This is a genomic window from Microbulbifer maximicatervae (SeqCode) (assembly GCF_052467305.1).
Genome location: NZ_CP174306.1, coordinates 4,953,324 through 4,978,488, shown reverse-complemented (window position 1 = coordinate 4,978,488; position 25,165 = coordinate 4,953,324). Strand labels below are relative to the sequence as shown.

The window sequence follows — 25,165 nt, the reverse complement described above, 5'->3', positions numbered from 1 at the left end:
CAATAAGTGATTGAGCCGCATGTCTATAGATCGTATTCGCATTGCCACCCGACAGAGCGCTTTGGCTCTGTGGCAGGCCAACTATGTCAAAGACCGCCTGCAGCAGGCGCACCCCGAACTTCATATCGAGTTACTGCCCCTCACCAGCCGGGGTGACCAGGTTTTGGACATCCCACTAACCAAAGTGGGCGGCAAAGGCCTGTTCGTTAAAGAACTGGAAGTGGCGATGCTCGAAGGCCGTGCGGACATCGCAGTTCACTCGATGAAAGATGTCCCCATGGAATTCCCCGAAGGACTTCACCTGCCGATTATTTGCGAGCGTGAGGACCCCCGCGATGCCTTTGTCAGTAATCTTTATGACAGCCTTGATGACCTGCCCCATGGAGCAGTAGTCGGCACTTCCAGCTTGCGCCGACAATGCCAATTACTTGCCCGTCGCCCGGACCTCAAAGTCACCTTTTTACGGGGCAATGTGAATACTCGACTGGCCAAGCTGGATGCCGGCGATTACGACGCAATCATCCTCGCTGCGGCCGGACTGCTGCGACTTGAGATGCCGGAACGCATCCGCAGCTTCCTGGCAACAGACATCCTGCTCCCCGCTGGTGGACAGGGCGCAGTGGGTATCGAGTCGCGCCGCGATAGCGAACTGGAAGCCTTGATCCAACCGCTCCACTGTCCGGAAACAGCAGCCCGACTCAGTGCGGAGCGCGCCCTGGTTAAGCGCCTCAACGGCGGCTGCCAAGTGCCTATCGGCTGCTATGCCGAGCTGGATGGTGACACCCTGTGGTTGCGCGGACTCGTTGGCAGTCCCGATGGCAAAACCATGATACATGCCGACTGTCGTGGCCCTGCCGCTGAGGGAGAGCGCCTGGGTACTGAGCTCGCGGAACAGTTACTGGCCGATGGTGCCGATAAAATCCTCGCCGCTATCTGATATGAGCGATCTCACCTCCGACCTGCTGCAAGGTAAACGTATTCTCAGTACGCGGCCAACGCAGCAGGCTGATAACTGGTGTGCGCTACTGCGCGGCCTGGGGGCCGAGGTAGATAACATCCCCATGCTCGATATAGAGCCAATTGAGGATCAAGCTGCCATACAGGCCTTAAAAAACTCAATCCTCGATTTCGATCAAACGGATGTCGCGATCTTTGTTTCCCAGAACGCCGTGCGCTACGGCGTAGACTGGCTTGAAGACTATTGGCCACAACTACCCCAAGGACCTCGCTTTTTGGCGATCGGCGCGGCAACCGCAAGCGCCCTGGAGAAGCGCGGTATACCCTGCGAGCAAAGCGGCAATACGATGAACTCCGAGGAGTTGCTGCGCCTACCCTGGTTACAGCAGTTGGACGGGAAAAGAGTTCTTATTTTTCGCGGCTCCGGTGGCCGCCCTCTTATCGGCGACACCTTGAGTGATAGGGGTGCGCGAGTAACTTATTGCGAACTCTATCGGAGAGTGCTGCCACCGGAGGCTGCAACCTCCCTGGCTGAGTATAAATTCCAACCCGATATTATCAGTGTGCACAGCGGTGAAACACTCGATAACCTGGTTACCTGTATCCGCCAGATAAACCGCAATACACTCTTTGAAACCGCTCTTATCTGCCCGAGTATACGAGTTGCCACTCGGGCAAATGAGCTTGGTTTTGCCCATTGCTATAGCGCGCTAAATGCCGGCGATAACGCTATGCTGGAAACACTGCGTAAAGCCCTCGGCTGATTTGCTATCGAATTCTCGACCGCTTTGCGCTAAAAATCTTAAAACGGCGTTTAGCCCGCTATTAAGGCTCGCGCCACTCGTTATAATCTGACGACATTTTCCACCTGCGCCGCCATACCCATGACCGATAAAAAAGATCAAAATATAGCCGCGACTAATGAGCCCCCGGAAAACACAAAGCCTGTAAAAGGCAAAAGTAATTTCGCCAAAGCCTCAGAGGAAAAAGCCTCTACTGGTAAAGCCAGCGGCGGTGCTGCGGCCAGTAGATCCAATGGGCTGTGGTGGTGGCTACTGTTCATCCTCATTTTGATTGCTGTGGCCTCACTGGCCTGGTTCAACTCTCCTCAGCTGCGCGAACACCTTGGCGCTTACCTCAACTATCTACCCGGAAAAACGGCAGCCCCGGAGAGCACCACCACTATTACCCCTGCAACGGAAGTGCCGGTTGCCGCTGAAAACACCACCCAAGCGCCGACCTCCAATACCACTTCGGAAACCCCAGCTGCTACCCCTGCCCCAACTGAACCCCAAACCCCCGATTATTCCGGGGAGTTCAATCAGCTGGAGCAGGCCGATGCCAATTTACGTAATCAACTGGAGCGACAAAATCGCACTATCGCCCAACTGCAGCAGCAACTGGCTTCCATGCAGCGCAGTGTCACCGCACAGGGAAACCGCTTGGGTCAGCTGGGAAATGTAAGCCGCGACGATTGGCAATTGGCTGAGGCAGATTATCTGTTGCGTCTAGCCAACCAGCGCCTGCTTCTCGAAGACGATAGTCGCGCTGCGCTGGGGCTGGTCGAACGCGTGGACGAGATATTGCGCAATGTGGACTTACCGGATCTGTACGGGGTACGCCAACAGCTTGCCCGTGATATCACCTCACTGAAGCTGGTCCAAAACATCGATCGCCAGGGTTTATACCTCCGTCTCAGCGCCTTGGAAGAACAGCTAATCCGCACAAATATCCAACCACAATTCGATATGGCTTCGGCAGAACAACCCAGTGAAGAGCAGCCCAGCATTGAGGAGAGTGCCCCCCTGTGGAAGCGGGAGTGGCACAACTTCACCCGCTTCATGCGCGAATCGGTGCGCCCCATTGATGGAGACATCAACCCGGTAATGCTGTCCCCTCAGAGTGAAGCTCGCTTTCGCCAGACTCTGCGCCTTTATATGGAGCAGGCCCAACTGGCATTGCTTCGCGGCGATACCACGGTTTACAGGGACGCTCTGGATAGTGCGCGGTCGCTACTACTCAGTTATGGCACTGCCAATCCGCAGCGCGATGCGCTGGCCCAACAACTAACGGAACTTAGCAAACAACGTATCCAGGTCGAAATGCCTGACCTCAGCGCCTCCCAGCTTGCCCTGCGCAATTATATTGAGCGTTTACACAAAACATCCGGCACCACCACACCAACTGCCTCGCAACAGGAGGAGAGCCAGTGAAAAAACTGTTCTTCACCGCTCTGGTACTACTGCTGCTCGGCGCTTTTCTACCGGAGGCTATTAACAATTATCCCGGCTACCTGGTAATCGGTATTGGCGGTGAGCTGAATAAAGGCTACGAGATGAACCTCTGGTTCGCAATTTTCTCGCTGGCAGCAGCTCTAATTATCCTCTTCTTTGCCATTTGGCTGGCTCGCAGTATCTTTCGCGGATTCCGAGGTAGTGTCGACCGGCTGAGATTTGGTCGCCAGCGTGTAGCGCGCCGACGCCTGACCAGCGGCTTGGTGGAATTTATGGAGGGCAACTGGTCCCGGGCCCGTCGTCAGCTGCTGAAGAGCGCCCCTCGATCTGAAGCCCCGCTGATCAATTATTTGGCGGCAGCGCGCAGCGCCTTTGAGCTGGGCTTTCGTGAGGAGGCCAATGAATTACTCGCCAAGGCGGAGGCCTGTGGTGAAGATACCCGCCTGGCTGTAGCCCTAAGCCAAGCTCGTATGCAGCTCCTGGATAAACATTACGAGCAGTGTATTGCCAGCCTAGAGCGCGCCAAGCAGCTCGAGCCGAAACATCCTGCCCTGTTACAACTTCTCAAGCAGGCTTATTACCTTCTGGGTGACTGGAGCCGTCTTCGCGCATTACTGCCCGAATTGGAGAAACATGCGAACATGCCCGAAGCTGAGCTGCACCAGCTTGAACTCGAGGTGTATCAACATCAGCTGACCGAAGCAGCTAATCGCAAAGATATCGATAAATTACACGATACCTGGCAAAGCCTGAGTGGCCGCTGGCAACGCAATGAAGCCCTGCGCAGTCTCTACGCACAGCAACTGCATCGGATTGGCGAAGACACAGAGGCAGAGAAGCATTTGCGCTGGCTACTCAATCGAGCTTGGGACCCCAATCTTGCCGAACTCTACGGCTGCCTGGTGGGGGCCGCCCCTGCGGCACAAATATCAGCAGCTGAAGGTTGGCTGAAAGAGTATGGGGAGAGTGCCGCACTGCTAACCTGTCTCGGACGTCTCTCAATGCGCAATGAACTTTGGGGCAAAGCGCAGCAGTATTTCGAGAAAAGCCTGTTGTTGCGCCAAGATCCCGCTACCTCCGCTGAACTGGCTCGCTTATTTCAATCCCTTGGGGAAAAAGACAAAGCAGCAAAACTCTATGAGGAAGGTTTGCTACAAGCAGTCAAGGACTTGCCCCAGTTGCCTATGCCCAGCCAAGGCACTCCCCTACTGGGCGCACACGCCTGAGCCATCCCCCCTGAAAGGCCGACGGGCCTTTCAGCCACCCCCCAATTGCGCCTATAGTGAACTCCCGTTTACCAATAAGGACACGGCTGTGACCCTCTTTGTGCGCTACATAGTTGCCTTACTTTTTACCGCCAGTGTGTTTTTTACCGGCCATGCATCTGCTGAATATTCAATAACGCCTCAAGATAAAGCCTTAACTGATTACGAATATCCCTATCCAGTTCATCACTTTCATTTCGAACAACAGGGGCAGCCACTGGCAATGACCTTTATGGATGTACCGCCTGCAGAGGGTAAAAATGCAAGAGGAACGGTACTCCTGTTGCACGGAAAGAATTTTTCGGCGGCCTACTGGAAGGAGACTATCTCCCAACTCAGTCAGCTAGGGTACCGGGTTATAGCACCTGACCAGATCGGTTTCGGAAAATCCAGTAAACCGCTTACCCAATATACTTTTCAGGGGCTTAGCAACAATACCAAGGTTTTATTGGATAAATTGAAAATAAGAGAGGTTATTGTAGTTGGGCACTCTATGGGAGGTATGCTGGCTACCCGGTTTACCCTGATGTACCCGGAGCGAGTCAAAAAGTTAGCACTTGTAAATCCTATAGGCCTTGAAGACTGGAAGCGATGGGTTCCCTATGAACCTTTGGACCAAGCCATTGCTCGCGAGAAAAAGCAAACTCCAGAATCTATCAAACGCTACATGAGTAAAGCCTACTTTTCTGAGCAGTGGCGCGAAGAATATAACCCGCTACTGGATATTCAAGCTGGCTGGACCCTGGGACCCGATGCAGCTCATATGGCAACCGTGGATGCCCTAACCTCCGAAATGGTATTCACTCAACCGGTACTTTATGAGTTTGCCAATATCAAGGTGCCCACCCTACTGATTATAGGTACCCGAGATCGAACAGCTATTGGCCGCGGCCGCGCGCCTGAAGCTGTACAAGAAAAATTAGGCCGGTACGATCAATTAGGAAAGCGTACAGCAGCAGAAATCCCCAAAGCCGAATTAGTTGAGATGGAGGGGGTTGGACATTTACCCCAGTTCGAAGCCTTTCCAGCTTATATTGATGTTTTAAGTAAATTCCTTGCGGCTCCTATTGGAAAGTAGGACCTACAGCCTGCCCAGTAGAAACCCAATCCAGGAAACATATCATTGGCACGGAGACTGATGTGTAGAGCATCCATTTTTCAGAAAGTTATAGCTTGTACGCTAGGAAACTATTAGTAATCAATGATAGTGCAAATGGCGATTTAGCATTCAATAAGTCGCCGCTTGCTGACTTTCTACGAGAATTTATTTCGTTTTTAAACAGCCCAGGGCAAACCCACAAAAATTAGCATGGCAAAATAAGTAATTACCCCTTGTAAAAGTGCAATTAGAATAGCCTTTAAAAAACCCGTACCAAGTACCAGCATATAGGCAATAGCAGCCAGGGGAATTGTCATTAAAATTCCAGCGCTATCCGTAACACCCGGCAACATGCCGCCAACAATTCTTTGAATAATTAGGGCCAATAGCAAAGCGAAAAGACAATAAAATACACCCGTATTTTTCGCCCCCAACATGGCAGCTGCCAACTTCAGAGGCAGAACAAGAACTGCCACCATAATAATTACAAAAATAATTAATTCCATTTGTTACCTCTCCATTTAATTTTAGTTATTTACTCACTTCCAACTTCTACCGTTTCCCAACCCCAGGAATTAGATATCCACTTGTTTTCAATGCAGCATGTCGTCATACGCAAAAACACAACCCGGCATAGCGCGCACTGTCACCCCATGCCAATAAGCTGGCAACAGCATGCAAATTCAGTCGCGAATCATACTTATATAAACCAAAACCACAATAAAGTTCACAAATAAAAAAGCTGGCGCGAATTTCGCTCCAGCTTTGAGAAATAATACATCTAAACTATCAGTTAATAACGATTTGGCAGCTTATTTACGTACCAGGGTCAGGGATGAGGGTAACTGCTCCCCGTTCTTCAAGTAAGTCTCTTCCCGCTGTAACTTGCCGTTACCTAACCAGGTAAAAGTGAGGCTATCCAGACGACTCTTACTGTCCAAAGTAAAATTAGTTACATCCTTGAAAGAGAATGCCAAAGTATCTTCAGCACTATTTTTTTGCCAGCTTAACCTGGGCTGATTACCCTGGGGGCAATAGTGCGTCACTATTAAATTATCGTTATCCAAGTGGTAGGCCGTCAGGGAGTGTTGGCGCCCGTTATAGAGCCAACGTTCCAGTACTACGCTTCCCCCAGCTGTATCGGCAAAACTAATAACAAAATCGTCATTTTTTGCCCCTTCCTCTCTCCACTCTCCAGCTAGCCCTTTGATCTTCTCAAAAATTGCCTCTGCACCATTACCCTGGCTGGCAATCACAGGCTGAAATATTGCTATCCCAAAAAATAGAATTATTAGTTTTGACAAATTCCCTATCATATTCCCATCCAACCTTAGAAAAATACACAAATAGAAAGACCCTCCTTAATATAAAAATTTCGGGAGTGGTCATCCTACAGTTGTTTTTATATTTTCATGAGGCGAATAGCAATACGCTTCATCGCATTGGCCGATTTAATATCCATGTCTCTGTTCATCAAGATAATAAAGCCATCCTTACTTTCTGGCTCAAAATACATAGCTACAAATACGCCCAGATCAGTTCCCATGTGCCCAGTAAGGCCATTGCGATCGCGCCAAAAGAAGCGCTGCGAATCTGATACAGACAACGGTAATTGCAGACGAAACATTTCCTGATACATAACATCTGATAAGATCTGAGCTCCAGATTTATCCCGATTATTAAGCAGCGCTAGCAAGAAATTGCTGAGGTCAGCAATGCTTACACGAACACCACCGTCAGGATACTGCGGATTACCACTGTGTGCATACGGGTGAAATTGCTTGTACTCAAAAGGAGGATCAATAAATCGACCAATTAAATAGTTCATCTTCTCCGCTTCACTATCTACACACAGACCGATATATGGTACACATTGCTCTACTTTGTAGGGAACTGCGATAGAGCTCAGATCTACTCCATTGAGTCTCCAATTGGCAGTCTCCATATCCAGGCTGTGAAATAAAGTATCCCGGCTATAATTGGCGAGAGACTGGCCGGTTACTGACTCAACCAATAACCCAGCTAAGCCGGCAGAAAGATTACTGTATTGTCTGTGCTCCCCGGGGTTATTTGTCAGATAATAATCCCCACTACCGTACAGGATTTCCCCTTTAACCAGCAGGGAGCGTAGATGTTGCTCCAAACTGATAGATGGATCACGATTTTCAGTGTAAGTGGCGTAGTCAAAATAATCTTTAATTGCTGCAGAGTGACTCGCCAGATGTCTCAGTGTAATTTTTTCTCCTTCTATATGTGGATTGTCGACCTTAAATGGTAAATAGCTATTAATATCCTCATCCAACTTCAATTTACCATCGTCGACCAATTGCAATAGTGTTACGCCCATAATCGGCTTACTTATCGAGGCAATATTAAATAACGTATCCTGAGTAACTGGTTTGCCGGCCTCAATATCGGCCATTCCGTACACTTGCTGAAGCGCAAGTTCACCCTCTTTTATTCTGGCAACGGCTATTCCGGGTATGGCTGCCTCATGCATAACGGCAGGAATAAAATCTTCGATATTATCAATTTCGGCACTTTGCTCCTGCTCACTTGGTACAACTAGTAAAAATATGAAAACACCTATCGATATCAGGCCCACTAAATAAATTTTCCTCATTAAAGCAATCCTTATAGTTAATTCAGGGCCACGGTCGAGCCCGTACCTGACTGCGACGTCAGCAGTAAAAGCTATAGATGCAAAGAAGGAAGAAAAAATAAAGAGTGACCGCTAAGCGGTCACTGTACTGAGCGCCACCAGAGGCGCTTATTCGGACGGGAGTACCGAGAATATGTCACCTTGCTTATTCGAGGCCCAATTTAGCCCACATTTCATCAATCTTTTTAACCACATTCGGGTCGCGCTCAATAGGTACACCCCACTCACGACTAGTTTCACCTTCCCATTTATTAGTCGCATCAAAACCTATTTTTGAGCCTAAACCAGAGACCGGTGAAGCAAAATCTAAATAATCAATCGGGGTATTTTCTATCATCACCGTATCCCGCGCCGGGTCCATACGCGTAGTCATCGCCCAGATTACATCTTTCCAATCCCTGGCATTGACGTCTTCGTCAGCGACAATAACAAACTTGGTGTACATAAACTGACGCAGGAAAGACCAGACACCCATCATTACCCGCTTGGCATGACCCGCATACTGCTTCTTCATGGTGACCACAGCGAGACGGTAAGAGCATCCCTCCGGCGGCAAATAGAAGTCGACAATTTCAGGAAATTGCTTTTGTAGGATTGGCACAAAAACCTCGTTTAAAGCCTCGCCTAAAATCGCAGGTTCATCCGGTGGGCGCCCAGTATAGGTGCTGTGGTAAATGGGGTTTTTACGGTGCGTAATCTTCTCTACCGTAAACACAGGGAAGCTGTCCACTTCGTTATAGTAACCGGTGTGGTCCCCATAGGGACCCTCATCAGCCATATCATTGGGATAGATAAATCCTTCCAGAACATATTCGGCACTGGCAGGCACCTGAAGATCACTGAGTAAGGCATCGGTCACTTCTGTCTTATCCCCCCGCAGCAGGCCGGCAAAGGCATACTCAGACAAAGTATCCGGCACTGGGGTAACGGCCCCCAGAATTGTGGCGGGATCGGCACCCAGGGCAACAGCTACCGGATAGGGCTCACCGGGATGCTTCTTACACCAGTCCCGATAATCCAGCGCCCCCCCGCGATGACTGAGCCAGCGCATAATCAGGCGGTTCTTTCCGATTAATTGCATCCGGTATATGCCCAGGTTTTGCCGTTTCTTCTCAGGCCCTCGAGTAATTACTAAGGGCCAAGTGACCAGCGGAGCGGCATCTCCCGGCCAGCAGGTTTGGATTGGCAGCTGATGAAGATCAACCTGATCCTTCTCAAGGACCACCTGTTGGCAAGCGGCACCCTTTACGACTTTTGGCCCCATATTCAGGACCTGCTTAAAGACCGGCAACTTCTCCCAGGCATCGCGGAGATTTTCCGGTGGCTGCGGCTCCTTGAGAAAAGCCAGCAGTTCTCCCACTTCACGCAGTTCGGCAACACTCTCTCTTCCCATCCCCAGGGCGACTCGCTCTGGTGTTCCGAATAGATTGGCGAGAACTGGGGTCTCAAAGCCTACCGGGTTCTCAAACAACAATGCAGGCCCCTCAGCTCGCAATACGCGATCGGAAATTTCTGTCATTTCCAAAATGGGGTCAACAGGGTGCTTGATTCGTTTTAGTAGGCCGCGCTTTTCCAGCAACTTAATAAAGTCGCGTAGATCTTTATATTTCATGGGCTAACAAGGCGTGACTATAAACCAGAGCGCAGTGTAAAACAGAAGGCGCAGGATGGGTAACAACACACCAATTGGAATGAAGAGAGAGGCGGGAGGGAGTCGCGGCTCGCAAGCCTGGGCTGCGAGCCGCGGAAATAATAAGCTTTTTACAGCTTAGAAGCGGGGGCGACGCGGACGATCTTCGCGAGGCTTAGCTTCGTTAACGCGGATGTTACGGCCAGACAGCGGTTGGTCGTTCATCTCTTCGATAGCTTTGCGCGCTTCATCGTCGTTAGGCATTTCTACGAAACCGAAGCCTTTAGAGCGGCCAGTCTCACGGTCGGTGATAACAGTAGCCCGAGAGATCTCTCCGAATGCACCAAAAGCTTCGTGCAGGTCGTCAGAGGTTACCGCGTAGGCCAGATTTCCAATATAGATATTCACAAAAGGTTCTCACTAGGTGTGTGGGCTGTCGTGCAGTCACAAATGGATAACCAGCTCCACCAGATTAACCATTTGAGATTGGCCCTTTGCGGAGAAATAAACTCCTGGGCCAATTCAGTAAGGCGCGTTGCCTAAAATCCATATCAAGCGCCACAATGTGGAACTTTATATGCCTAATGGCTCGCCTTTTCAACAGTAATAGACGCAATTAACCGTCTTATTCTGCTCCTAATAAATAAAGAGCGCCTTTTTAGGCGCTACTTTATATACAAAAATTATTTCCGTTTCATGGATAGGAAGAATTCGTCATTTGTCTTGAAATCTTTCAATTTATCCACTAGGAATTCAGTCGATGCTACATCTTCCATATCGTGTAACAGCTTACGCAAAATCCACACTCGCTGCAGCTCGCCTTCAGGCATCAATAGCTCTTCCCGGCGAGTGCCGGATCTGCGCACATTAATGGCCGGATATACGCGTTTTTCAGCAATTTTGCGATCCAGCTGCAATTCCATATTACCGGTACCTTTAAATTCCTCGAAAATCACTTCGTCCATTTTCGAGCCGGTATCGATAAGTGCAGTAGCAATAATAGACAGACTTCCGCCTTCTTCAATATTTCGCGCTGCCCCAAAGAAGCGCTTCGGGCGCTCTAAGGCGTGAGCATCAACACCACCGGTTAATACTTTACCGGAGCTAGGAACTGTTGTGTTGTAAGCGCGAGCCAGGCGGGTGATAGAGTCGAGCAAGATAACCACATCTTTTTTGTGCTCAACCAGGCGCTTGGCTTTTTCAATTACCATTTCCGCAACTTGTACGTGACGTGCCGGCGGCTCATCAAAAGTAGAGGCAACAACTTCACCGCGCACGGAGCGCTGCATTTCTGTCACTTCCTCAGGACGCTCGTCAATCAGCAGTACGATCAAATGGCACTCTGGATTATTGCGCGTAATGGCCTGTGCCATATTTTGCAACATAATCGTTTTACCGGCCTTCGGCGGCGCAACAATCAAGCCGCGCTGGCCTTTCCCGATTGGAGCTACAAGATCAATAATACGACCAATCAGGTCTTCGGAGGAGCCGTTTCCGCACTCGAGGGTGAGGCGATCGTTGGGGAATAGAGGAGTGAGGTTTTCGAAAAGAATTTTGTTACGTGCGTTTTCCGGTTTGTCAAAATTAATTTCGTTAACTTTTAATAAGGCAAAATATCTTTCACCTTCTTTCGGTGGGCGAATCTTTCCGGAAATTGAGTCACCCGTACGTAAATTAAATCGGCGAATCTGACTTGGAGATACATATATATCATCCGGTCCCGCAAGATAAGAGGAGTCAGCAGAACGCAAAAATCCAAAACCATCTTGAAGGATTTCTAATACGCCGTCGCCATAAATATCTTCACCGCTTTTGGCGTGGCGCTTGAGGATATTGAAAATGATATCCTGCTTGCGCGAACGGGCCAGGTTTTCAAGGCCCATGCCTTTGGCTATTTCAATCAACTCTTCAATGGGTTTGGTTTTTAATTCGGAGAGATTCATACCAATTGCTTATTAATGTTTCTGTTGTCATATGGCGCGGACACGCCTGAAATTTTGAGGAGGGGTTTGATATTAGAGATTAGCTCGTTTATTTACCCGATACACCTAGGTACCTTTTCCTACCAAGACCACAGTACTCAGTAAACTTTTGCTCTCCATAATCAATTTATGGAGCATTATCAGAACAAGTTCAACTCGAGGAGTATACGCGCCGGGGATGGTCAGGGACCCTGTGGAGGGGCGTTTTGTCAGCTCGTCTCATTTAATTCAAGACCGCTGAACTATTTCAGAATTACAGCCAGTATAACGGGTGTTTCCAATCCTGCAAAGAAATTTACCCCCTTTGCAGGATGGAAACGACAGTCTTACAGCTGACCGTCGATAAACTCAGTCAGCTGCGCGCGGGACAGTGCGCCGACTTTAGTACCTTCGACATTGCCGCCTTTGAACAGCAGCAGCGTGGGGATACCACGGACATTATATTTGGCCGGGCTCTCTTTATTCGCATCAACGTCTACTTTTACGATCTTCAACTTATCGCCGTAGTGGCTTGCCAGGTCTTCCAGCACTGGAGCGATCATCTTGCACGGACCGCACCACTGTGCCCAAAAATCTACCAACACCGGGCCTTCAGCTTTGAGAACTTCTGCTTCGAATTCAGCATCAGATACGTTGACGATTGAGTGCTCGCTCATATTGCATTCCTGTTCTTTAGTTACTCGATGCGTGGGCACCGCCAGCGCATCTTCTCACGGTCACAGCGGTGGTTATACAGCTGCGATGCACCATTGCCCTCAAAATTGGGGCGCAAAATGGGATTTCAAGTCTTTCCTGCCACAGACTTACGCCTGCTCCAGGAAGCGCTGCAAAATCTCATCGATATAGTCAAAGCCAAAAGCCGTGGCAGCAATCCGCTTATCGAGACACTCTACAAGCTCCATTGCCATCAGGGTAGGCCATTGTTTTTGCAGCTCGGACATCGGCAGCCCGGTGTAGTGGGTAAAAGTATCACTGGGAACACCATCCGCCAGGCGAAGGGCATTCATAAGAAACTCCAGTGGCAAATCCTCATTCTCAACCCTGTCAGTATGGGGTTCAGACAAGGCACTATGCAGCAGCTCGGGATGTTGCCTGGCGATAGACAAGTAGTCCCTCGGAGTGCGTGTGCGACGACTGCGCAGAATTTGCCCAGTTTCAGCTAGGGTTACCTTGCCATGAGCGCCGGCACCAATCCCCAGATAATCTCCGAATGACCAATAATTAATATTATGGCGGGATTCAAGTTCGGGTTTGCTATAAGCCGACACCTCGTAACGACGATAGCCCTCGGACGCCAGTAGTTCGCGTCCGCTGCCCTGCATACTGGCAATCAGCTGGGAGCCGGGGGTGACTGGTGGCGCACTGTAGAATGCGGTATTTGGCTCAATCGTTAATTGGTACCAGGAAATATGTTCTGGAGCCAAGGAAATTGCTCGGCGCAAATCGCCAAGGGCTTCCACCTCGGCCTGATTGGGCAATCCGTGCATCAGGTCGAGGTTAATATTGTCAAAGCCCGCACGACGTGCCATTGCCAGGGCACCTTCGGCCTCTTCTCCGCTGTGAATACGTCCCAACTGTTGTAGCTGATTGGAGTCGAAGCTTTGCACTCCAATAGAAAGACGATTAACTCCTGCAGATCGATAGCCAGTGAACTTGGCTTGTTCAAAAGTGCCGGGGTTGGCCTCCAGGGTTATCTCGACCCCCTCAGCAAAACCCACCACCTGCTCAGCAGCCTCCAGGATCTGCCCAATTGCTTGGGGGGAGAACAGGCTCGGCGTGCCACCACCAAAAAAGATGGACTGCAATTTTCGCCCCTGCACCCAGGGCAACTGGCTGATCAGATCCAGGCGCAACTGCGCCACATACTCGGATTCCGGTAGGGCGTAGTCAGAATTAGCCCGGTCTCTATCAGCCTGGTGGGAGTTGAAATCACAGTAGGGACATTTGCGCACACACCAGGGGATATGGATATACAGGCTTAGTGGTGGCAGCTGTAATTCAGCAATCTGATCAGGCAAGGTCGGCACCCTGCATATTTTGCTGCCATAAAAGCTCAAATTGAGACATAGCCTGGGCCCTGTGGCTCAGTCGATTCTTCAAGTCTCTCGGCAGTTCAGCGGAGGTCATTCCCTCAGATTCAACAAAAAACAGCGGGTCATAACCAAAACCCTGCTCTCCCGCCGGCTCCCGCAAAATTGTCCCGCTCCACTTTGCACTAGATACCAAAGGCACCGGGTCATCCCATTGCCGCACAAAAGCCAGCGCGCAGTGGAAACTGGCAGTGCGATGCTTAGATTCAACATCAACCATGGCCTCCAATAACTTCGCATTGTTTTTTTCATCAGTCGCCCCGGCACCTGAGTAGCGTGCAGAGTAAATTCCCGGCGCACCACTCAATGCATCTACCGACAGCCCGGAGTCATCGGCTAATGCCGGCAGGCCACTGATACGGCTGGCGTGGCGGGCCTTAATCAAAGCATTCTCAATAAAGCTCAATCCGGTCTCATCAGCGTCACTTACCCCAAAGTCAGACTGAGGAAGAACCTGTATATCCCATGAGGCGAACAGCTGTGAAAATTCGCGAAGTTTGCCGGCATTACCGCTGGCAAGAACAATTTTATTTACCATATTGCTTCAAACAAAAAGCGGGCCTCGGCCCGCGGTGAATCTTAAAGAAGGGGTTTCGACCAGCTCTCAGCCAGCGGAACCTTGGCAGATGTCTATCGGTTCAATCTGCGACGGAAAGTGATCGTCTCACTTTTACCATTGGGCAGCTTGATATCTACGTTAAAAGTAAGGGTTTCCTCATCCTCAAAACGCAGGGGCGCGAGATAGTAAACAGCATCCCCTTCCCGAATTTCTTTGAACTTAAGTGGTCTTGACTGCTGGATCAGGTTGGTAGCTGTACCAGACATCTCAGCGCTGAGGCCATGAGTTCCGCCCTCTTTCTTGACGACAGAGACATTTACATAGGCCCGATCTTTTGCTCGAGCCAACTGGTACTGACGGGCGATATCCGGCTGGATAAAATCGCTATTGAACACTGAATAGACTACTCGATAGTCGCCAAAATCAGCGTAGTTCTTAATCGTACGCGCTTCTTGCGCGGCAGCGCCGACAGATAAAAATAGCAAGGCCACAGAAGCAGCCAGGGTAAGGATGCGTTTCACGCTCCACCTCCAGTTGTTATAGGCGCCACCTCTCCCGGCAGGTTTGGTGGTCAATTCCAGTCAGGCCCCCTCAGGAGTGCCTTTCTCGATCTATTTATCGCGCCAAAGTCCTCCACAAAAGAGCTGGCGCAAATCTTAGTTTAGCGAGTTAGGTGATAGATGGCTGTCTCACCAAACAAATTTGGTAAAAAGTCTTTGAATGCCCGCCCAACCATGGACTCAGAAACCACTTGCCGATGCAGAATCGCCCAGCCGTTTTCTCGGCATAACACCTCAAAGTCTGTAAAAGTACAAAAGTGAATATTGGGAGTGTCATACCATTCGTATGGCAATAAGTCGGATACTGGCATGCGCCCGGAGAATGCGAGGTGCCAGCGGGCCTTCCACTGCCCAAAATTGGGAAACGTAATAATGCAATCCCGCCCAACCCGGAGCATTTCCTCTACCACTAAATGAGGCTGACTCAAGGTTTGCAGTGCCTGGGTCATCACCACAGCATCAAAGCTGCCATCAGCAAAATTTCCCAGCCCTGTATTCAGATTTTGCTCGACAACATTGACCCCACGGGCCACACATCGCTCTATTTGCTCGGGATCAATCTCCAGGCCATAGCCTTTCACATTTTTATTTCTCCCCAGCTGATCGAGCAGTGCACCATCGCCACAGCCGAGGTCGAGAACCCGGCTGTTGGGAGCGATCCATTCCTGGATCACATCCAAATCTATCCGCATCAGTACACCTCCTCAGCAATTTCTGCCGCAACTCTATGCATATAGGCACGAAATACACTTTCATAACGACCATTGGGCAGCAGGAAGGCATCGTGTCCCATTGCTGACTCTACTTCGGCATAGCTGACTGGAATATCCGCGTGCATCAGGGCATCGGCGATTTCCCTCGAGCGCTCCGGCGCAAAGCGCCAATCAGAAGTAAATGACACCAATAAAAACCGGCACTTGGCACGGGAGAAGGCCTCTACCGGGTCATCCCCGTATTCCCGAGCTAAGTCGAAGAAATCCAGCGCTCGAGTCATCAGAATGTAAGTATTGGGATCGAAGGTGGTGGAAAAACTGGCTCCCTGGTAGCGCAGATAACTTTGTATCTGAAACTCCACCTCTTCATCCGACCCCTGCTGAAAGCTGCCACTGCGCAATTCTCGACCAAACTTGCGCCCCAACCCATCGTCAGACAGATAAGTGATATGCCCGATCATTCGCGCAACGGCCAGGCCTCTACGGGGTAACTTATTCTGTTGGAGGTAGTGCCCATCACAAAAGTCCGGATCGGATGTTATCGCCTGGCGTGCGGTCTCATTAAACGCGATATTCTGCGCAGATAACTTCATGGCAGAGGCAATCACCACACAGTTACGCAGGCGCTCAGGGTATTCCAGTGACCAGCGCATCGCCTGCATTCCACCGAGACTGCCGCCAACAACCGCCGCCCACTGTCGAATGCCTAGCATATCCGCCAGACGCGCTTGGCTGTGGACCCAGTCGCGGACACGCAGTGATGGAAAATCCGGCCCCCAGGTAGTGCCGGTATCCGGGTTGATGGATACGGGGCCGGTAGATCCGTGGCAACCGCCGAGATTATTAACAGACACCACGAAGAAATGATTAGTATCTATCGGCTTACCCGGACCGATATAGTGGTCCCACCACCCCGGACGCTTATCATCGATACTGTGTCGCCCCGCAGCGTGATGATGCCCAGACAGAGCATGACAGATCAGAACTGCGTTAGTCTTTTCCCTATTGAGTTCACCGTAAGTCTCATAAACCAGAGTGTAATTTTTCAGTACTCGGCCACAGGCCAATTCCAGCGGTTCACTAAAGTGATGGCTTTTAGGCTCAACAAGGCCCACGGAGCCTGGGTCACCGGTAGTTGCGGTTTGAGCTTCCGCAGAAGCGATAGGATTTTCCGTTGACAAGGCACTGTATCTGTCAGGTTGAAAGGTGCTGCCTGGCAAATTGCCGAAGCAGTCAGTGAATAAGATCACTGCAACTTATAACAAATGCCAGTCAGAACCAATATCAATTAGCACCCAATTCAGGTGGTATGGGAGGCCTTCAAGGGGGTTACATTGTGCGCGCGCGGCGCCGGCGCAACCGGCTGTGGTGCAGAGCTGTTGTGCCGCAATAAATCCTCTAACGCCACCAGCGCCTTATCATTGCGCTGAACCTCATCCTCGAGAGTTCGAAGATCCGTGCGACGACTGCGAGTTTTCTGTTTCAACTCGGTGAGCTTAATCAAATGGCGATTGAGTAATTGTTTCTGATACTGCGCATGCTGTTTAAGAGGCTCAAGAGCCTGCTCTAACCAATTTTCCGCTTTGTTACCCATATCGTCGTACAGCCGACCCACTTCACTGGCAAGCGTGGTAATAAAGCGCTCGCTGAGACGGCTGCGGCGCGCCAATAACAGCTGCGGGGATCGCCTCAGCTGAGCGGCCTGGCGATGCAGTCCACGCAACGCGAAGCGAAATTTGCGGATAGTAAAATACTGCTCGGCATCATCGACTTTCTTCAAGCTGGAGCGCTCAAATACAGCGTCGAGCAAGCGATTAGCCTGATCCACTTCCCGCTCGAGGTTAGACATCTGATGGTCTACCCCTTCCATAAAAGTATCGATAGCCCTCGCCATGCCCATAGGCGTCCAACGGCGATTGAGAGTAGCCAGGGTATCGTCAATCAGCGCCTGCAACTGCTGTCTGGATATTGGCGCCAACAAAGAAGTACTTTGTCGTGTAAGCATTCTCTGGCTGGATTTGAGCGTCAGCAATTCCTGATGACAAATCTTATGCTGCTCGCGCACAGTCGTCTGCAACTGTTCCAACTCTGCCAATTGCTCTGAGGTGTTGCCACTATTGCGCTGCAGGTGAGCCAGCGCTGCCCGACCACTATTCAAACGACGCTTGAGTAGATCGCGGGTATCAGCCATCAGGGTGAGAGCTTGATGCAGTGAGCGGTGCTCGGCCATTTTATGCCGGTGCTCCAACAGGCGCTGAACCAGCATCCTTTCAAACTCACCGAAGCGGCTGCTTCGCACCAAATCCGCATCCCGCTGCTGGCGCCCCAACAAAGCCATTTTTGCAGAGACACCGGCAACACTTTCCTGAGGCAGAGACAAGAGGCCGGCCACTTCACTGCGCATGCGTCGCAGCAGCAGCTCAGCATCCTCCTCCGGATCATCCCAAAGCACATCCATCTTGTTGAGCAGGGCCATCACGGATGTTCCGCGATGCTCTTGCAGTGGCGCCAGGTGAGTTTCCCACATGCTCATATCGGTACCACTTACCCCAGCATCGGCAGCCAGCAGAAAGGCAACCGCCTGGGCCCCGGGCAGTGTACTCAATGTGAGCTCCGGCTCATTGCCGAGGGCGTTCAGTCCCGGGGTATCAATAATACGCAACCCCTGATCCAGCAATGGGTGCGGCAGACAAATCAAAGCAAAACGCCAGGCGGGGATCTCCACTAGATTCCCTTTGCCATCTAAGTGGCGCCGATCGAAGCCATAGCGAGCGGCTTCTTCCGGCATTACTGACTTGGTCGAGGCAACCTTCAATAAAGTCTCTCGGGTCGCCTCGGGATCATTGGCATCAAACTCGTGAGTTACCCACTTTTGCGGAATTCGACGGAAGCTTTCCAGGCTGGTATTCGTCGCCAGGGTCTCAATCGGAAGCAGCCGCAAACTGGCGCGCTCGCCGCCATCACTGAAAATTTCCGTGGGACACATAGTGGTGCGCCCCGGTCTTGAGGGCAGTAGACGCTGTCCGTAAGTTTGCGACAACAGGGCATTGAGCAGTTCAGTTTTCCCCCGTGAAAACTCCCCAACTAAAACCAGGGTGAACTGATCATCTGCAAGTAGGGCGCGGGCCTGCTGTACAACCTGGCAGGCACCAGCAGAATTAGAGAAGTGCTGTTCAAGCCATTGGCTGAAGTGGGCAAACTGGCGATCGAGATTCTTCTTCCAACGGTCGTAGTCAGAAATATGCTGGCGTAAAAGTGCGTCTTCCATTTCACGGTGTTCTTGTTATTGAGACCCGGAACTACCGGCCCCTACTAAGACAAGAGAAAGAGCCGTCAGTCGATAGTATAAGAGTCTAACACCGCGCCAAATACGATCTAGTGCGCACAGGTGAAGAAATGTTCAGCCGGTCACAATTTAAGAAACCTTCGAACAATTGCGCAAGCCCCAGAGGGCGGGGCTTGAAAGATGCAGGGGATATTTTGGGGTGATCAGAGTCCGGTTAAAAGCCGGGGATATGCCAAAACAGGCTGTACACAAAAGCCGGCATGTTGGCCATTTGGGCAAAACCAATAAGCAGCCTGTTAATCACAGTGAGCAGGATAAAGACAAATATCGGGCTGATATCAATCACCCCCAACGGCGGAATCAAGCGTCGCACAGGTCCGCAAAATGGCTCCAGGAGTTGGTGCAGTAAAATTAGAATTGGATGGCCGCTATTCGGCGCAATCCAGCTGGCAACGATGGAGACCAATAAGCCGACAAACACCATCGCTATCACAGTGGAGACACAGCCGATCAACGACCACAGCAGGGCACTGAGGGGGTTAACCAGGCCGTAACCTGCAATCATGGCGCAAGCCATAATCATCGCCCAACCGACTATCAACGCCAGTACTACTGAGGCCATATCGACGCCAAAAAGTCCTGGCACCACTTTGCGCAGCGGCAGCAGCAAAGGGTTGGTAACCTTCACAACTCCCTGAGATATGGGGTTGTAAAAATCCGCACGGCCCAACTGCAATAGGAAACGCAATAACACGGCGAAAAGGAACAAAATGCCCAGTATGCCCACGACATAAACGCCGATATCGCTGAAGGTATTGACCATGGATAAACCCTAAACAAAAAGATTTTCAGCAGCCACCGCTGCACCTACCCAATTGGACCGGAACCTGTTACCGATCCAATTCCTTTGCCATTTCCGTCGCCCGCTGCTCGCAATCGCGCATGGCATCGGCCACTAACTGCGGCAACCCACCCTTCTCGAACCGTTGAACAGCGCGCTCAGTGGTTCCACCTGGTGACATCACATTGCGCTTCAACTGGGCGACGTCAACATCGCTGGCGACCGCCAGTTTGGCGGCGCCCAGGGCAGTTTGCAACACAAGGCGCTCCGCATCTGCACGAGCAAGGCCACCGGCGGAAGCCGCATCAATCATGGCCTCCATAAACTGGAAAAAGTAAGCCGGTGCCGATCCCGCTACCGCAATCACCTGATCGATGCCGCGCTCTTCCTCAACCCAGTATGAGATGCCTACCGCATCGACGATACGCCCGGCAAGTTCCTTCTGTTCGCCCGTAACCTTGCTATCGGCATAAAGACCGGTAACTCCGGTTTGCACCAGGGCCGGGGTATTAGGCATAGCCCTGACAATAGGGAGGTGCATTCCCATCCAACGGTGGTAAGCCGCGAGCGGAATTCCCGCAGCAAAAGTGATAATCAAGGGCGAGCGATCCACCAAATGGGGTTTCAGTCCCTCACAAAGTTCTCGCATAACTTGCGGTTTCACCGACAGTACAATTACATCGGCATCAACAATAGCGGCAACATTATCGTCACTAATAGCTACCCCATGGCTCTCGGCAAAAGCATTGAGTTTGTCCCGATCACGGCCTGTAGCAGTGATCTGGTCCGCCGGATAACCGGAGGCCACCAAACCACCGATCACTGCCCCCGCCATATTGCCGGCGCCACCAATAAAAACCATCTTAGGGTTCGCTGTACTCACTCATATCACCTTGGGCGGTTACAAAAATTTTGTTGCTTTTCCCCGTTCGGGGCATTCCGCTAATATGTGGCCGCCAGATTCAAATAACAAGAGAGCCATACCAAGTGGCTCCTAACGGAGGACAGTATGCAAAAAGGATGGCGTTCACTGCTTATAGCAGCACTGATCACTGCGACCAGTGCTGCTGGTGCAGTAGAAACTCGCACGCTAAACAACGGCCAATTGATACTCGAAGATGTGCCAAACATTCCCCAAACTATCATCAATGAGCTCAATCGTTACCAGAACGTACGCTCAGCTAGCTTCCGGGGCTGGGATCTTGACGGTAACGGTATCTATGTCAGTACCCGCTTCGGCGAAGTTTCTCAATTACACAAGGTAGAGAATGCAGGTGGCGCTCGCCGACAACTAACTTTTTTCGAAGAGCCGATAGGCGGCATCTCTACCCGCCCGGAGCACAGCCAACTGGCATTCACCATGGATGCCGGCGGCAATGAATACGCCCAGATTTTCCTGTTTGATACAGAAAACGGCACTAGCGAGATGATTACTGATGGTGAGTCTCGCAATGGCAGTATTCTCTGGAATAAGCAGGGCTCAGCTATCGCTTACCAGAGTACTCGCCGAGATGGCAGGGCCAATGATATATGGTTAACCACTTTCGACGGTGACAAAAAAGAAGACCGCTTGATCCTTAAGTCTGAGGATGGCAGTTGGTGGGGCCCCAGTGATTTCTCACAATCCGGCAGCCAAATTTTGGTCATGCAATATATCTCCTCCACTCGATCTAATGTTCATTTGCTGGATCTCGACAGCGGCGAAGTCTCACTACTCGCCGGTACGAGCGATGAAGAGGCTGATTCCCGCAATTTCCCAGCGGGTTTCAGTTATGACAATCGCTCGGTTTATATCATCTCTGATAAAGGGCGCGAATTTACCCAACTGATCCGCAAAGACCTGGAGAGTGGCGATGAAAAGATAATTACCTCCGATATCCCCTGGGATATCAGCAGCTTTATCCTCAGTAAAGACGGTCGCCGCGGCGCTTTTGTCGCCAACGAAAATGGTATGTCCACCCTTTATCTATACGATCCACGCAATGACCGCTACCGCAAGGTCGACTCGCTACCGATCGGTCTTATCGGTGGAATAGAATTTAACCCCGAAGGTGATAAGCTGGCCCTAACCCTTAACACACCTAAAACTCCCTCCGATTCCTTCGTAATGGATCTTGGCCGCCGCCCGCTATCCAGTGGTGACCTTACCCGATGGACATTTAGTGAAGTCGGTGGTCTCGACAGCGAAAGCTTTGTCGAACCCGAACTGGTGCACTATCCCACTTTCGACGAGGAGGATGGAAAGCCGCGTGAAATTCCCGCATTCGTCTATAAGCCGCGCAATGCCAAAGGCCCCGTACCTGTGGTTATTTCAATCCACGGTGGTCCTGAAGGACAGTACCGCCCCATGTTTTCCAGTACATACCAGCTGTGGCTAGAAAAACTTGGTGTTGCTGTAATTGCCCCAAATGTACGCGGGTCCGCTGGTTATGGTAAGAGCTACCTAGCCATGGATAACGGCTACAAGCGCGAGGACTCAGTTAGGGATATCGGTGCTCTTCTGGATTGGATTGCTACTCAGCCTGACCTGGATGCGGAACGCGTTGCAGTGTTTGGCGGCAGCTACGGTGGTTATATGGTGCTGGCCAGTAGTGTTTACTATTCCGATCGTTTAAAAGCAGCAGTGGATATCGTCGGCATCTCTAACTTTGTCACCTTCCTCACCAATACCAAGAGCTATCGTCGCGACCTTCGTCGAGTCGAATATGGTGATGAGCGGGATCCCCAGATGCGCGCTTTCCTGGAAAAAATCAGCCCCAACAACAATGTGGACAAGATCCAGGTGCCAATGTTTGTAGTGCAGGGACAAAATGACCCTCGGGTACCTGTCACCGAGGCTGAGCAAATCGTGGCTGCACTTCGTGAGAATGGCAATCAAGTCTGGTATATGAACGCACTCAATGAAGGGCACGGCTACCGCAAGAAAGAGAACAGTGATGCCTTTACCCAGGCAACAGCTCTCTTCTTTGCCGAACACCTACTGAGTGAAGATCAAAAAAAGCAGCTCAGCTTGAATGAACAATAATTATTTGTTCCCAGAAAAAGAAAACGGCCTTAAGGGCCGTTTTCTTTTTAGAACTTAACTATGTAAGGAGCCCCTGATTAACTAAACAAAAAAGGAAATGTTTCCACAATCGCAATCAAGTTCAGAACAATCGCCAGTATCCAAAGCCAATAGCGGCTCTTATCTCCGAATATCCCGGTAACAGCCGAATTCAAAAAGCCGGTAACCAATGAGATTTTGGGAGATATAAATGCAAGCAGGCAGATAAAAGCCAACCACTCAAGCGCCACCCAGGTCACCAGCACACTATTCGTTACAGACAAAGATAGAACTGCGCTTACTGATAAAAGCAGCAGCAATACATCTACAGTCCCAGATTTTGTCATCCCATATCCCAAGAAAGTCTACTTGCGTACTAATTCTGTCATGCAGAATAGTTTCGTGCCCCAAAAATATCTGTGCCAATACGCACAATAGTGGCACCGCAGGCAATAGCAGCCTCCATATCTTTAGACATCCCCATGGATAGAGTATCCAGGGCCTGCTCGGGAAATGCTTCGCGAAGGCTTTGCAGCAACCCTGCCAACTGGATAAATGGTTTTTCCTGCTCAAATACATTGTCACGAGCAGCGGGAATCGCCATCAAACCGCGCAGGCATAGTCCCGGCAATGTCATCACTTCACGCGCCAGAGCCACCAAATCCCGTGGAGCTATGCCAGACTTGCTCTGCTCGCCATCGATATTCACCTGCAAGCAGATATTGAGTGGTGCCATATTACTGGGACGCTGTGCCGACAGACGTTGGGCAATTTTTAAGCGATCCACCGTGTGCATCCATTGGAATCGCTCTGCCACAGCGCGGCTTTTGTTCGATTGAAGCGGCCCAATAAAATGCCAGTGAATATCCAGGTCGGACAGGGCATCCTGTTTTTGCAGGGCTTCCTGTAAATAATTTTCGCCAAAGTGATGCTGGCCAGCTGCAAAAGCAATCCGCAGGTCTTCCGCCGGTCGTGTTTTGGAAACCGCCAACAGGGTAATTTCTGCAGGGTTGCGATCGCAGTTGTTGCAGCATGTCACAATCCGCTCACCTACTGCATTCAGGTTTTCGACGATTGTCTCTTTGCGCATATACTGATGCCCTTACCGATTTGAGCGGCGATTTTACCTGAGCCCAAACAAGAACCATAAGGTAGCAGTATGGATATCACTGAACTCCTCGCCTTTAGCGCCAAGCAAAACGCCTCGGACTTACACCTCTCGGCGGGCCTGCCGCCGATGATCCGTGTCGACGGCGACGTGCGCCGTATCAACCTGCCCTCAATGGAGCACAAGCAGGTACACGGCCTGATCTACGAGATCATGAACGATAAGCAGCGCAAGGATTACGAAGAACTACTGGAAACAGACTTCTCTTTTGAAGTCCCCGGTGTCGCCCGCTTTCGTGTAAACGCCTTTAACCACAACCGGGGTGCCGGCGCCGTATTCCGGACCATTCCCTCCAAAGTTCTCACTATGGAAGACCTGGGAATGGGTCAGGTATTCAAGCAGATTTCGGATACTCCCCGTGGCTTGGTACTGGTGACCGGGCCCACGGGTTCCGGTAAGTCCACCACCCTGGCGGCGATGATGGACTACATCAACGACAATAAATACGAGCATATCCTCACCATCGAGGACCCGATCGAATTTGTGCACGAATCCAAGAAGTGCCTGGTGAACCAGCGTGAGGTGCACCGGGATACCCACGGCTTTGCCGAAGCGCTGCGCTCTGCACTGCGTGAAGACCCGGATATCATTCTCGTGGGTGAGATGCGGGACCTGGAGACCATTCGCCTGGCGCTGACTGCGGCAGAGACCGGTCACTTGGTATTCGGCACCCTGCACACCACTTCCGCCGCCAAAACCATTGACCGTGTGGTGGATGTATTCCCGGCGCAGGAGAAAGCCATGGTGCGTTCAATGCTGTCGGAATCCCTGCAGGCCGTTATCTCCCAGACGCTAATGAAGAAAAACGGCGGTGGCCGGGTCGCTGCCCACGAAATTATGCGCGGTACCCCAGCCATCCGTAACCTGATCCGCGAAGACAAAATCGCGCAGATGTACTCGGCCATCCAGACCGGAGCCAGCGTCGGCATGCAGACCATGGACCAATGCCTGGAAGACCTAGTGGCACGCCGCATCATCAGCCGCGAAGTGGCTCGCGAAAAAGCCAAGATGCCGGAGAACTTCTAAACGGCCAAAACCCGCCCCCAATCTGGGGAAGAAAAGTCGAGATAAAACGC

The 25,165-nt window shown here is 51.0% G+C and carries 24 protein-coding genes; 7 read left to right on the top strand and 17 right to left on the bottom strand.

Annotated features, from left to right (window positions below; translation table 11 throughout):
- Window positions 1-19: 19 nt before the first annotated feature.
- The 5 genes from hemC to ACJJI4_RS21800 all read left to right on the top strand — a co-directional run bounded on the left by hemC (window position 20) and on the right by ACJJI4_RS21800 (window position 5,534).
- Window positions 20-937, top strand: a complete 918-nt coding sequence (gene hemC, locus ACJJI4_RS21820) for a hydroxymethylbilane synthase (protein WP_444926453.1) — start codon at window positions 20-22, stop codon at window positions 935-937.
- A 1-nt stretch (window position 938) separates the two neighbouring features.
- Complete coding sequence (locus tag ACJJI4_RS21815) at window positions 939-1,721, top strand: uroporphyrinogen-III synthase (protein ID WP_444926451.1); 783 nt, start codon at window positions 939-941, stop codon at window positions 1,719-1,721.
- Window positions 1,722-1,841: 120 nt separating this feature from the next.
- The gene (locus ACJJI4_RS21810; protein ID WP_444926450.1) at window positions 1,842-3,170 is read left to right on the top strand and encodes a uroporphyrinogen-III C-methyltransferase; all 1,329 of its coding nucleotides are present in this window, start codon (window positions 1,842-1,844) and stop codon (window positions 3,168-3,170) included.
- Window positions 3,167-4,417, top strand: a complete 1,251-nt coding sequence (locus ACJJI4_RS21805) for a heme biosynthesis HemY N-terminal domain-containing protein (RefSeq protein ID WP_444911935.1) — start codon at window positions 3,167-3,169, stop codon at window positions 4,415-4,417. The genes ACJJI4_RS21810 and ACJJI4_RS21805 overlap by 4 nt, the downstream gene beginning before the upstream one ends.
- An 88-nt stretch (window positions 4,418-4,505) precedes the next feature.
- Window positions 4,506-5,534 (top strand): alpha/beta fold hydrolase, encoded by a 1,029-nt coding sequence (locus ACJJI4_RS21800; RefSeq protein WP_444926449.1) that lies wholly within the window; start codon window positions 4,506-4,508, stop codon window positions 5,532-5,534.
- Between the two features lie 197 nt (window positions 5,535-5,731).
- Here the strand turns inward: ACJJI4_RS21800 and ACJJI4_RS21795 are convergent, their stop codons facing one another.
- The 15 genes from ACJJI4_RS21795 to proC all read right to left on the bottom strand — a co-directional run bounded on the left by ACJJI4_RS21795 (window position 5,732) and on the right by proC (window position 20,761).
- Window positions 5,732-6,061 (bottom strand): hypothetical protein, encoded by a 330-nt coding sequence (locus ACJJI4_RS21795; RefSeq protein ID WP_444926448.1) that lies wholly within the window; start codon window positions 6,059-6,061, stop codon window positions 5,732-5,734.
- A 306-nt stretch (window positions 6,062-6,367) separates the two neighbouring features.
- The gene (locus ACJJI4_RS21790) at window positions 6,368-6,871 is read right to left on the bottom strand and encodes a hypothetical protein (protein WP_444926447.1); all 504 of its coding nucleotides are present in this window, start codon (window positions 6,869-6,871) and stop codon (window positions 6,368-6,370) included.
- Between the two features lie 86 nt (window positions 6,872-6,957).
- The gene (locus tag ACJJI4_RS21785) at window positions 6,958-8,178 is read right to left on the bottom strand and encodes a serine hydrolase domain-containing protein (RefSeq protein ID WP_444926446.1); all 1,221 of its coding nucleotides are present in this window, start codon (window positions 8,176-8,178) and stop codon (window positions 6,958-6,960) included.
- Between the two features lie 184 nt (window positions 8,179-8,362).
- The gene (gene ubiD / locus ACJJI4_RS21780) at window positions 8,363-9,829 is read right to left on the bottom strand and encodes a 4-hydroxy-3-polyprenylbenzoate decarboxylase (RefSeq protein ID WP_444926445.1); all 1,467 of its coding nucleotides are present in this window, start codon (window positions 9,827-9,829) and stop codon (window positions 8,363-8,365) included.
- Window positions 9,830-9,985: 156 nt separating this feature from the next.
- A complete protein-coding gene (gene rbp, locus ACJJI4_RS21775) occupies window positions 9,986-10,255 on the bottom strand; it encodes an RNA-binding regulator (protein ID WP_020413665.1) in 270 nt (89 codons plus the stop codon).
- A gap of 275 nt (window positions 10,256-10,530) precedes the next feature.
- Entirely contained in the window at window positions 10,531-11,790 is a 1,260-nt protein-coding gene (rho, locus tag ACJJI4_RS21770) for a transcription termination factor Rho (protein ID WP_108731406.1), read from the bottom strand.
- Window positions 11,791-12,155: 365 nt separating this feature from the next.
- Complete coding sequence (gene trxA, locus ACJJI4_RS21765; RefSeq protein ID WP_444895465.1) at window positions 12,156-12,485, bottom strand: thioredoxin TrxA; 330 nt, start codon at window positions 12,483-12,485, stop codon at window positions 12,156-12,158.
- A 147-nt stretch (window positions 12,486-12,632) separates the two neighbouring features.
- Window positions 12,633-13,856, bottom strand: a complete 1,224-nt coding sequence (hemW, locus tag ACJJI4_RS21760) for a radical SAM family heme chaperone HemW (RefSeq protein WP_444926444.1) — start codon at window positions 13,854-13,856, stop codon at window positions 12,633-12,635.
- The gene (gene rdgB / locus ACJJI4_RS21755) at window positions 13,840-14,457 is read right to left on the bottom strand and encodes an RdgB/HAM1 family non-canonical purine NTP pyrophosphatase (protein ID WP_444906642.1); all 618 of its coding nucleotides are present in this window, start codon (window positions 14,455-14,457) and stop codon (window positions 13,840-13,842) included. Before rdgB ends, hemW begins: the two co-directional genes overlap by 17 nt.
- 92 nt (window positions 14,458-14,549) lie before the next feature.
- The gene (locus ACJJI4_RS21750; protein WP_413664060.1) at window positions 14,550-14,999 is read right to left on the bottom strand and encodes a DUF4426 domain-containing protein; all 450 of its coding nucleotides are present in this window, start codon (window positions 14,997-14,999) and stop codon (window positions 14,550-14,552) included.
- A gap of 140 nt (window positions 15,000-15,139) precedes the next feature.
- The gene (gene metW, locus ACJJI4_RS21745; protein ID WP_282930320.1) at window positions 15,140-15,730 is read right to left on the bottom strand and encodes a methionine biosynthesis protein MetW; all 591 of its coding nucleotides are present in this window, start codon (window positions 15,728-15,730) and stop codon (window positions 15,140-15,142) included.
- Window positions 15,730-16,914 (bottom strand): homoserine O-succinyltransferase MetX, encoded by a 1,185-nt coding sequence (gene metX, locus ACJJI4_RS21740; RefSeq protein WP_444928257.1) that lies wholly within the window; start codon window positions 16,912-16,914, stop codon window positions 15,730-15,732. The genes metW and metX overlap by 1 nt, the downstream gene beginning before the upstream one ends.
- A 137-nt stretch (window positions 16,915-17,051) precedes the next feature.
- Window positions 17,052-19,019 carry a dynamin family protein gene (locus tag ACJJI4_RS21735; RefSeq protein WP_413664058.1) on the bottom strand — a complete coding sequence of 656 codons (1,968 nt, stop codon included), beginning with the start codon at window positions 19,017-19,019 and terminating at the stop codon, window positions 17,052-17,054.
- Window positions 19,020-19,251: 232 nt separating this feature from the next.
- Entirely contained in the window at window positions 19,252-19,860 is a 609-nt protein-coding gene (locus ACJJI4_RS21730) for a YggT family protein (RefSeq protein WP_413664057.1), read from the bottom strand.
- A 67-nt stretch (window positions 19,861-19,927) separates the two neighbouring features.
- Entirely contained in the window at window positions 19,928-20,761 is an 834-nt protein-coding gene (gene proC, locus ACJJI4_RS21725; protein ID WP_444926443.1) for a pyrroline-5-carboxylate reductase, read from the bottom strand.
- 126 nt (window positions 20,762-20,887) lie between these two features.
- Here proC and ACJJI4_RS21720 point away from each other — a divergent pair, with 126 nt between their 5' ends.
- Complete coding sequence (locus tag ACJJI4_RS21720) at window positions 20,888-22,903, top strand: alpha/beta hydrolase family protein (protein WP_444926442.1); 2,016 nt, start codon at window positions 20,888-20,890, stop codon at window positions 22,901-22,903.
- A gap of 77 nt (window positions 22,904-22,980) precedes the next feature.
- On the opposite strand, the gene ACJJI4_RS21715 is transcribed toward ACJJI4_RS21720, so the two are convergent.
- A complete protein-coding gene (locus ACJJI4_RS21715) occupies window positions 22,981-23,268 on the bottom strand; it encodes a hypothetical protein (protein ID WP_444926441.1) in 288 nt (95 codons plus the stop codon).
- Between the two features lie 38 nt (window positions 23,269-23,306).
- Window positions 23,307-24,011, bottom strand: a complete 705-nt coding sequence (locus ACJJI4_RS21710) for a YggS family pyridoxal phosphate-dependent enzyme (protein ID WP_444926440.1) — start codon at window positions 24,009-24,011, stop codon at window positions 23,307-23,309.
- Window positions 24,012-24,080: 69 nt separating this feature from the next.
- Here ACJJI4_RS21710 and ACJJI4_RS21705 point away from each other — a divergent pair, with 69 nt between their 5' ends.
- Window positions 24,081-25,115 carry a type IV pilus twitching motility protein PilT gene (locus tag ACJJI4_RS21705; protein WP_108731395.1) on the top strand — a complete coding sequence of 345 codons (1,035 nt, stop codon included), beginning with the start codon at window positions 24,081-24,083 and terminating at the stop codon, window positions 25,113-25,115.
- Window positions 25,116-25,165 lie beyond the last annotated feature (50 nt).

Excerpts from the sequence above, each read along its gene's own strand:
- ACJJI4_RS21715 (WP_444926441.1), bottom strand. The coding sequence starts at position 23,268 with ATGACAAAATCTGGGACTGTAGATGTATTGCTGCTGCTTTTATCAGTA.
- ACJJI4_RS21710 (WP_444926440.1), bottom strand. The coding sequence starts at position 24,011 with ATGCGCAAAGAGACAATCGTCGAAAACCTGAATGCAGTAGGTGAGCGG.
- ACJJI4_RS21795 (WP_444926448.1), bottom strand. The coding sequence starts at position 6,061 with ATGGAATTAATTATTTTTGTAATTATTATGGTGGCAGTTCTTGTTCTG.
- hemC (WP_444926453.1), top strand. The coding sequence starts at position 20 with ATGTCTATAGATCGTATTCGCATTGCCACCCGACAGAGCGCTTTGGCT.
- metW (WP_282930320.1), bottom strand. The coding sequence starts at position 15,730 with ATGCGGATAGATTTGGATGTGATCCAGGAATGGATCGCTCCCAACAGC.
- ubiD (WP_444926445.1), bottom strand. The coding sequence starts at position 9,829 with ATGAAATATAAAGATCTACGCGACTTTATTAAGTTGCTGGAAAAGCGC.
- ACJJI4_RS21735 (WP_413664058.1), bottom strand. The coding sequence starts at position 19,019 with ATGGAAGACGCACTTTTACGCCAGCATATTTCTGACTACGACCGTTGG.
- ACJJI4_RS21810 (WP_444926450.1), top strand. The coding sequence starts at position 1,842 with ATGACCGATAAAAAAGATCAAAATATAGCCGCGACTAATGAGCCCCCG.
- ACJJI4_RS21785 (WP_444926446.1), bottom strand. The coding sequence starts at position 8,178 with ATGAGGAAAATTTATTTAGTGGGCCTGATATCGATAGGTGTTTTCATA.
- ACJJI4_RS21730 (WP_413664057.1), bottom strand. The coding sequence starts at position 19,860 with ATGGTCAATACCTTCAGCGATATCGGCGTTTATGTCGTGGGCATACTG.
- ACJJI4_RS21705 (WP_108731395.1), top strand. The coding sequence starts at position 24,081 with ATGGATATCACTGAACTCCTCGCCTTTAGCGCCAAGCAAAACGCCTCG.
- rho (WP_108731406.1), bottom strand. The coding sequence starts at position 11,790 with ATGAATCTCTCCGAATTAAAAACCAAACCCATTGAAGAGTTGATTGAA.
- ACJJI4_RS21815 (WP_444926451.1), top strand. The coding sequence starts at position 939 with ATGAGCGATCTCACCTCCGACCTGCTGCAAGGTAAACGTATTCTCAGT.
- rdgB (WP_444906642.1), bottom strand. The coding sequence starts at position 14,457 with ATGGTAAATAAAATTGTTCTTGCCAGCGGTAATGCCGGCAAACTTCGC.
- trxA (WP_444895465.1), bottom strand. The coding sequence starts at position 12,485 with ATGAGCGAGCACTCAATCGTCAACGTATCTGATGCTGAATTCGAAGCA.
- ACJJI4_RS21790 (WP_444926447.1), bottom strand. The coding sequence starts at position 6,871 with ATGATAGGGAATTTGTCAAAACTAATAATTCTATTTTTTGGGATAGCA.
- ACJJI4_RS21720 (WP_444926442.1), top strand. The coding sequence starts at position 20,888 with ATGCAAAAAGGATGGCGTTCACTGCTTATAGCAGCACTGATCACTGCG.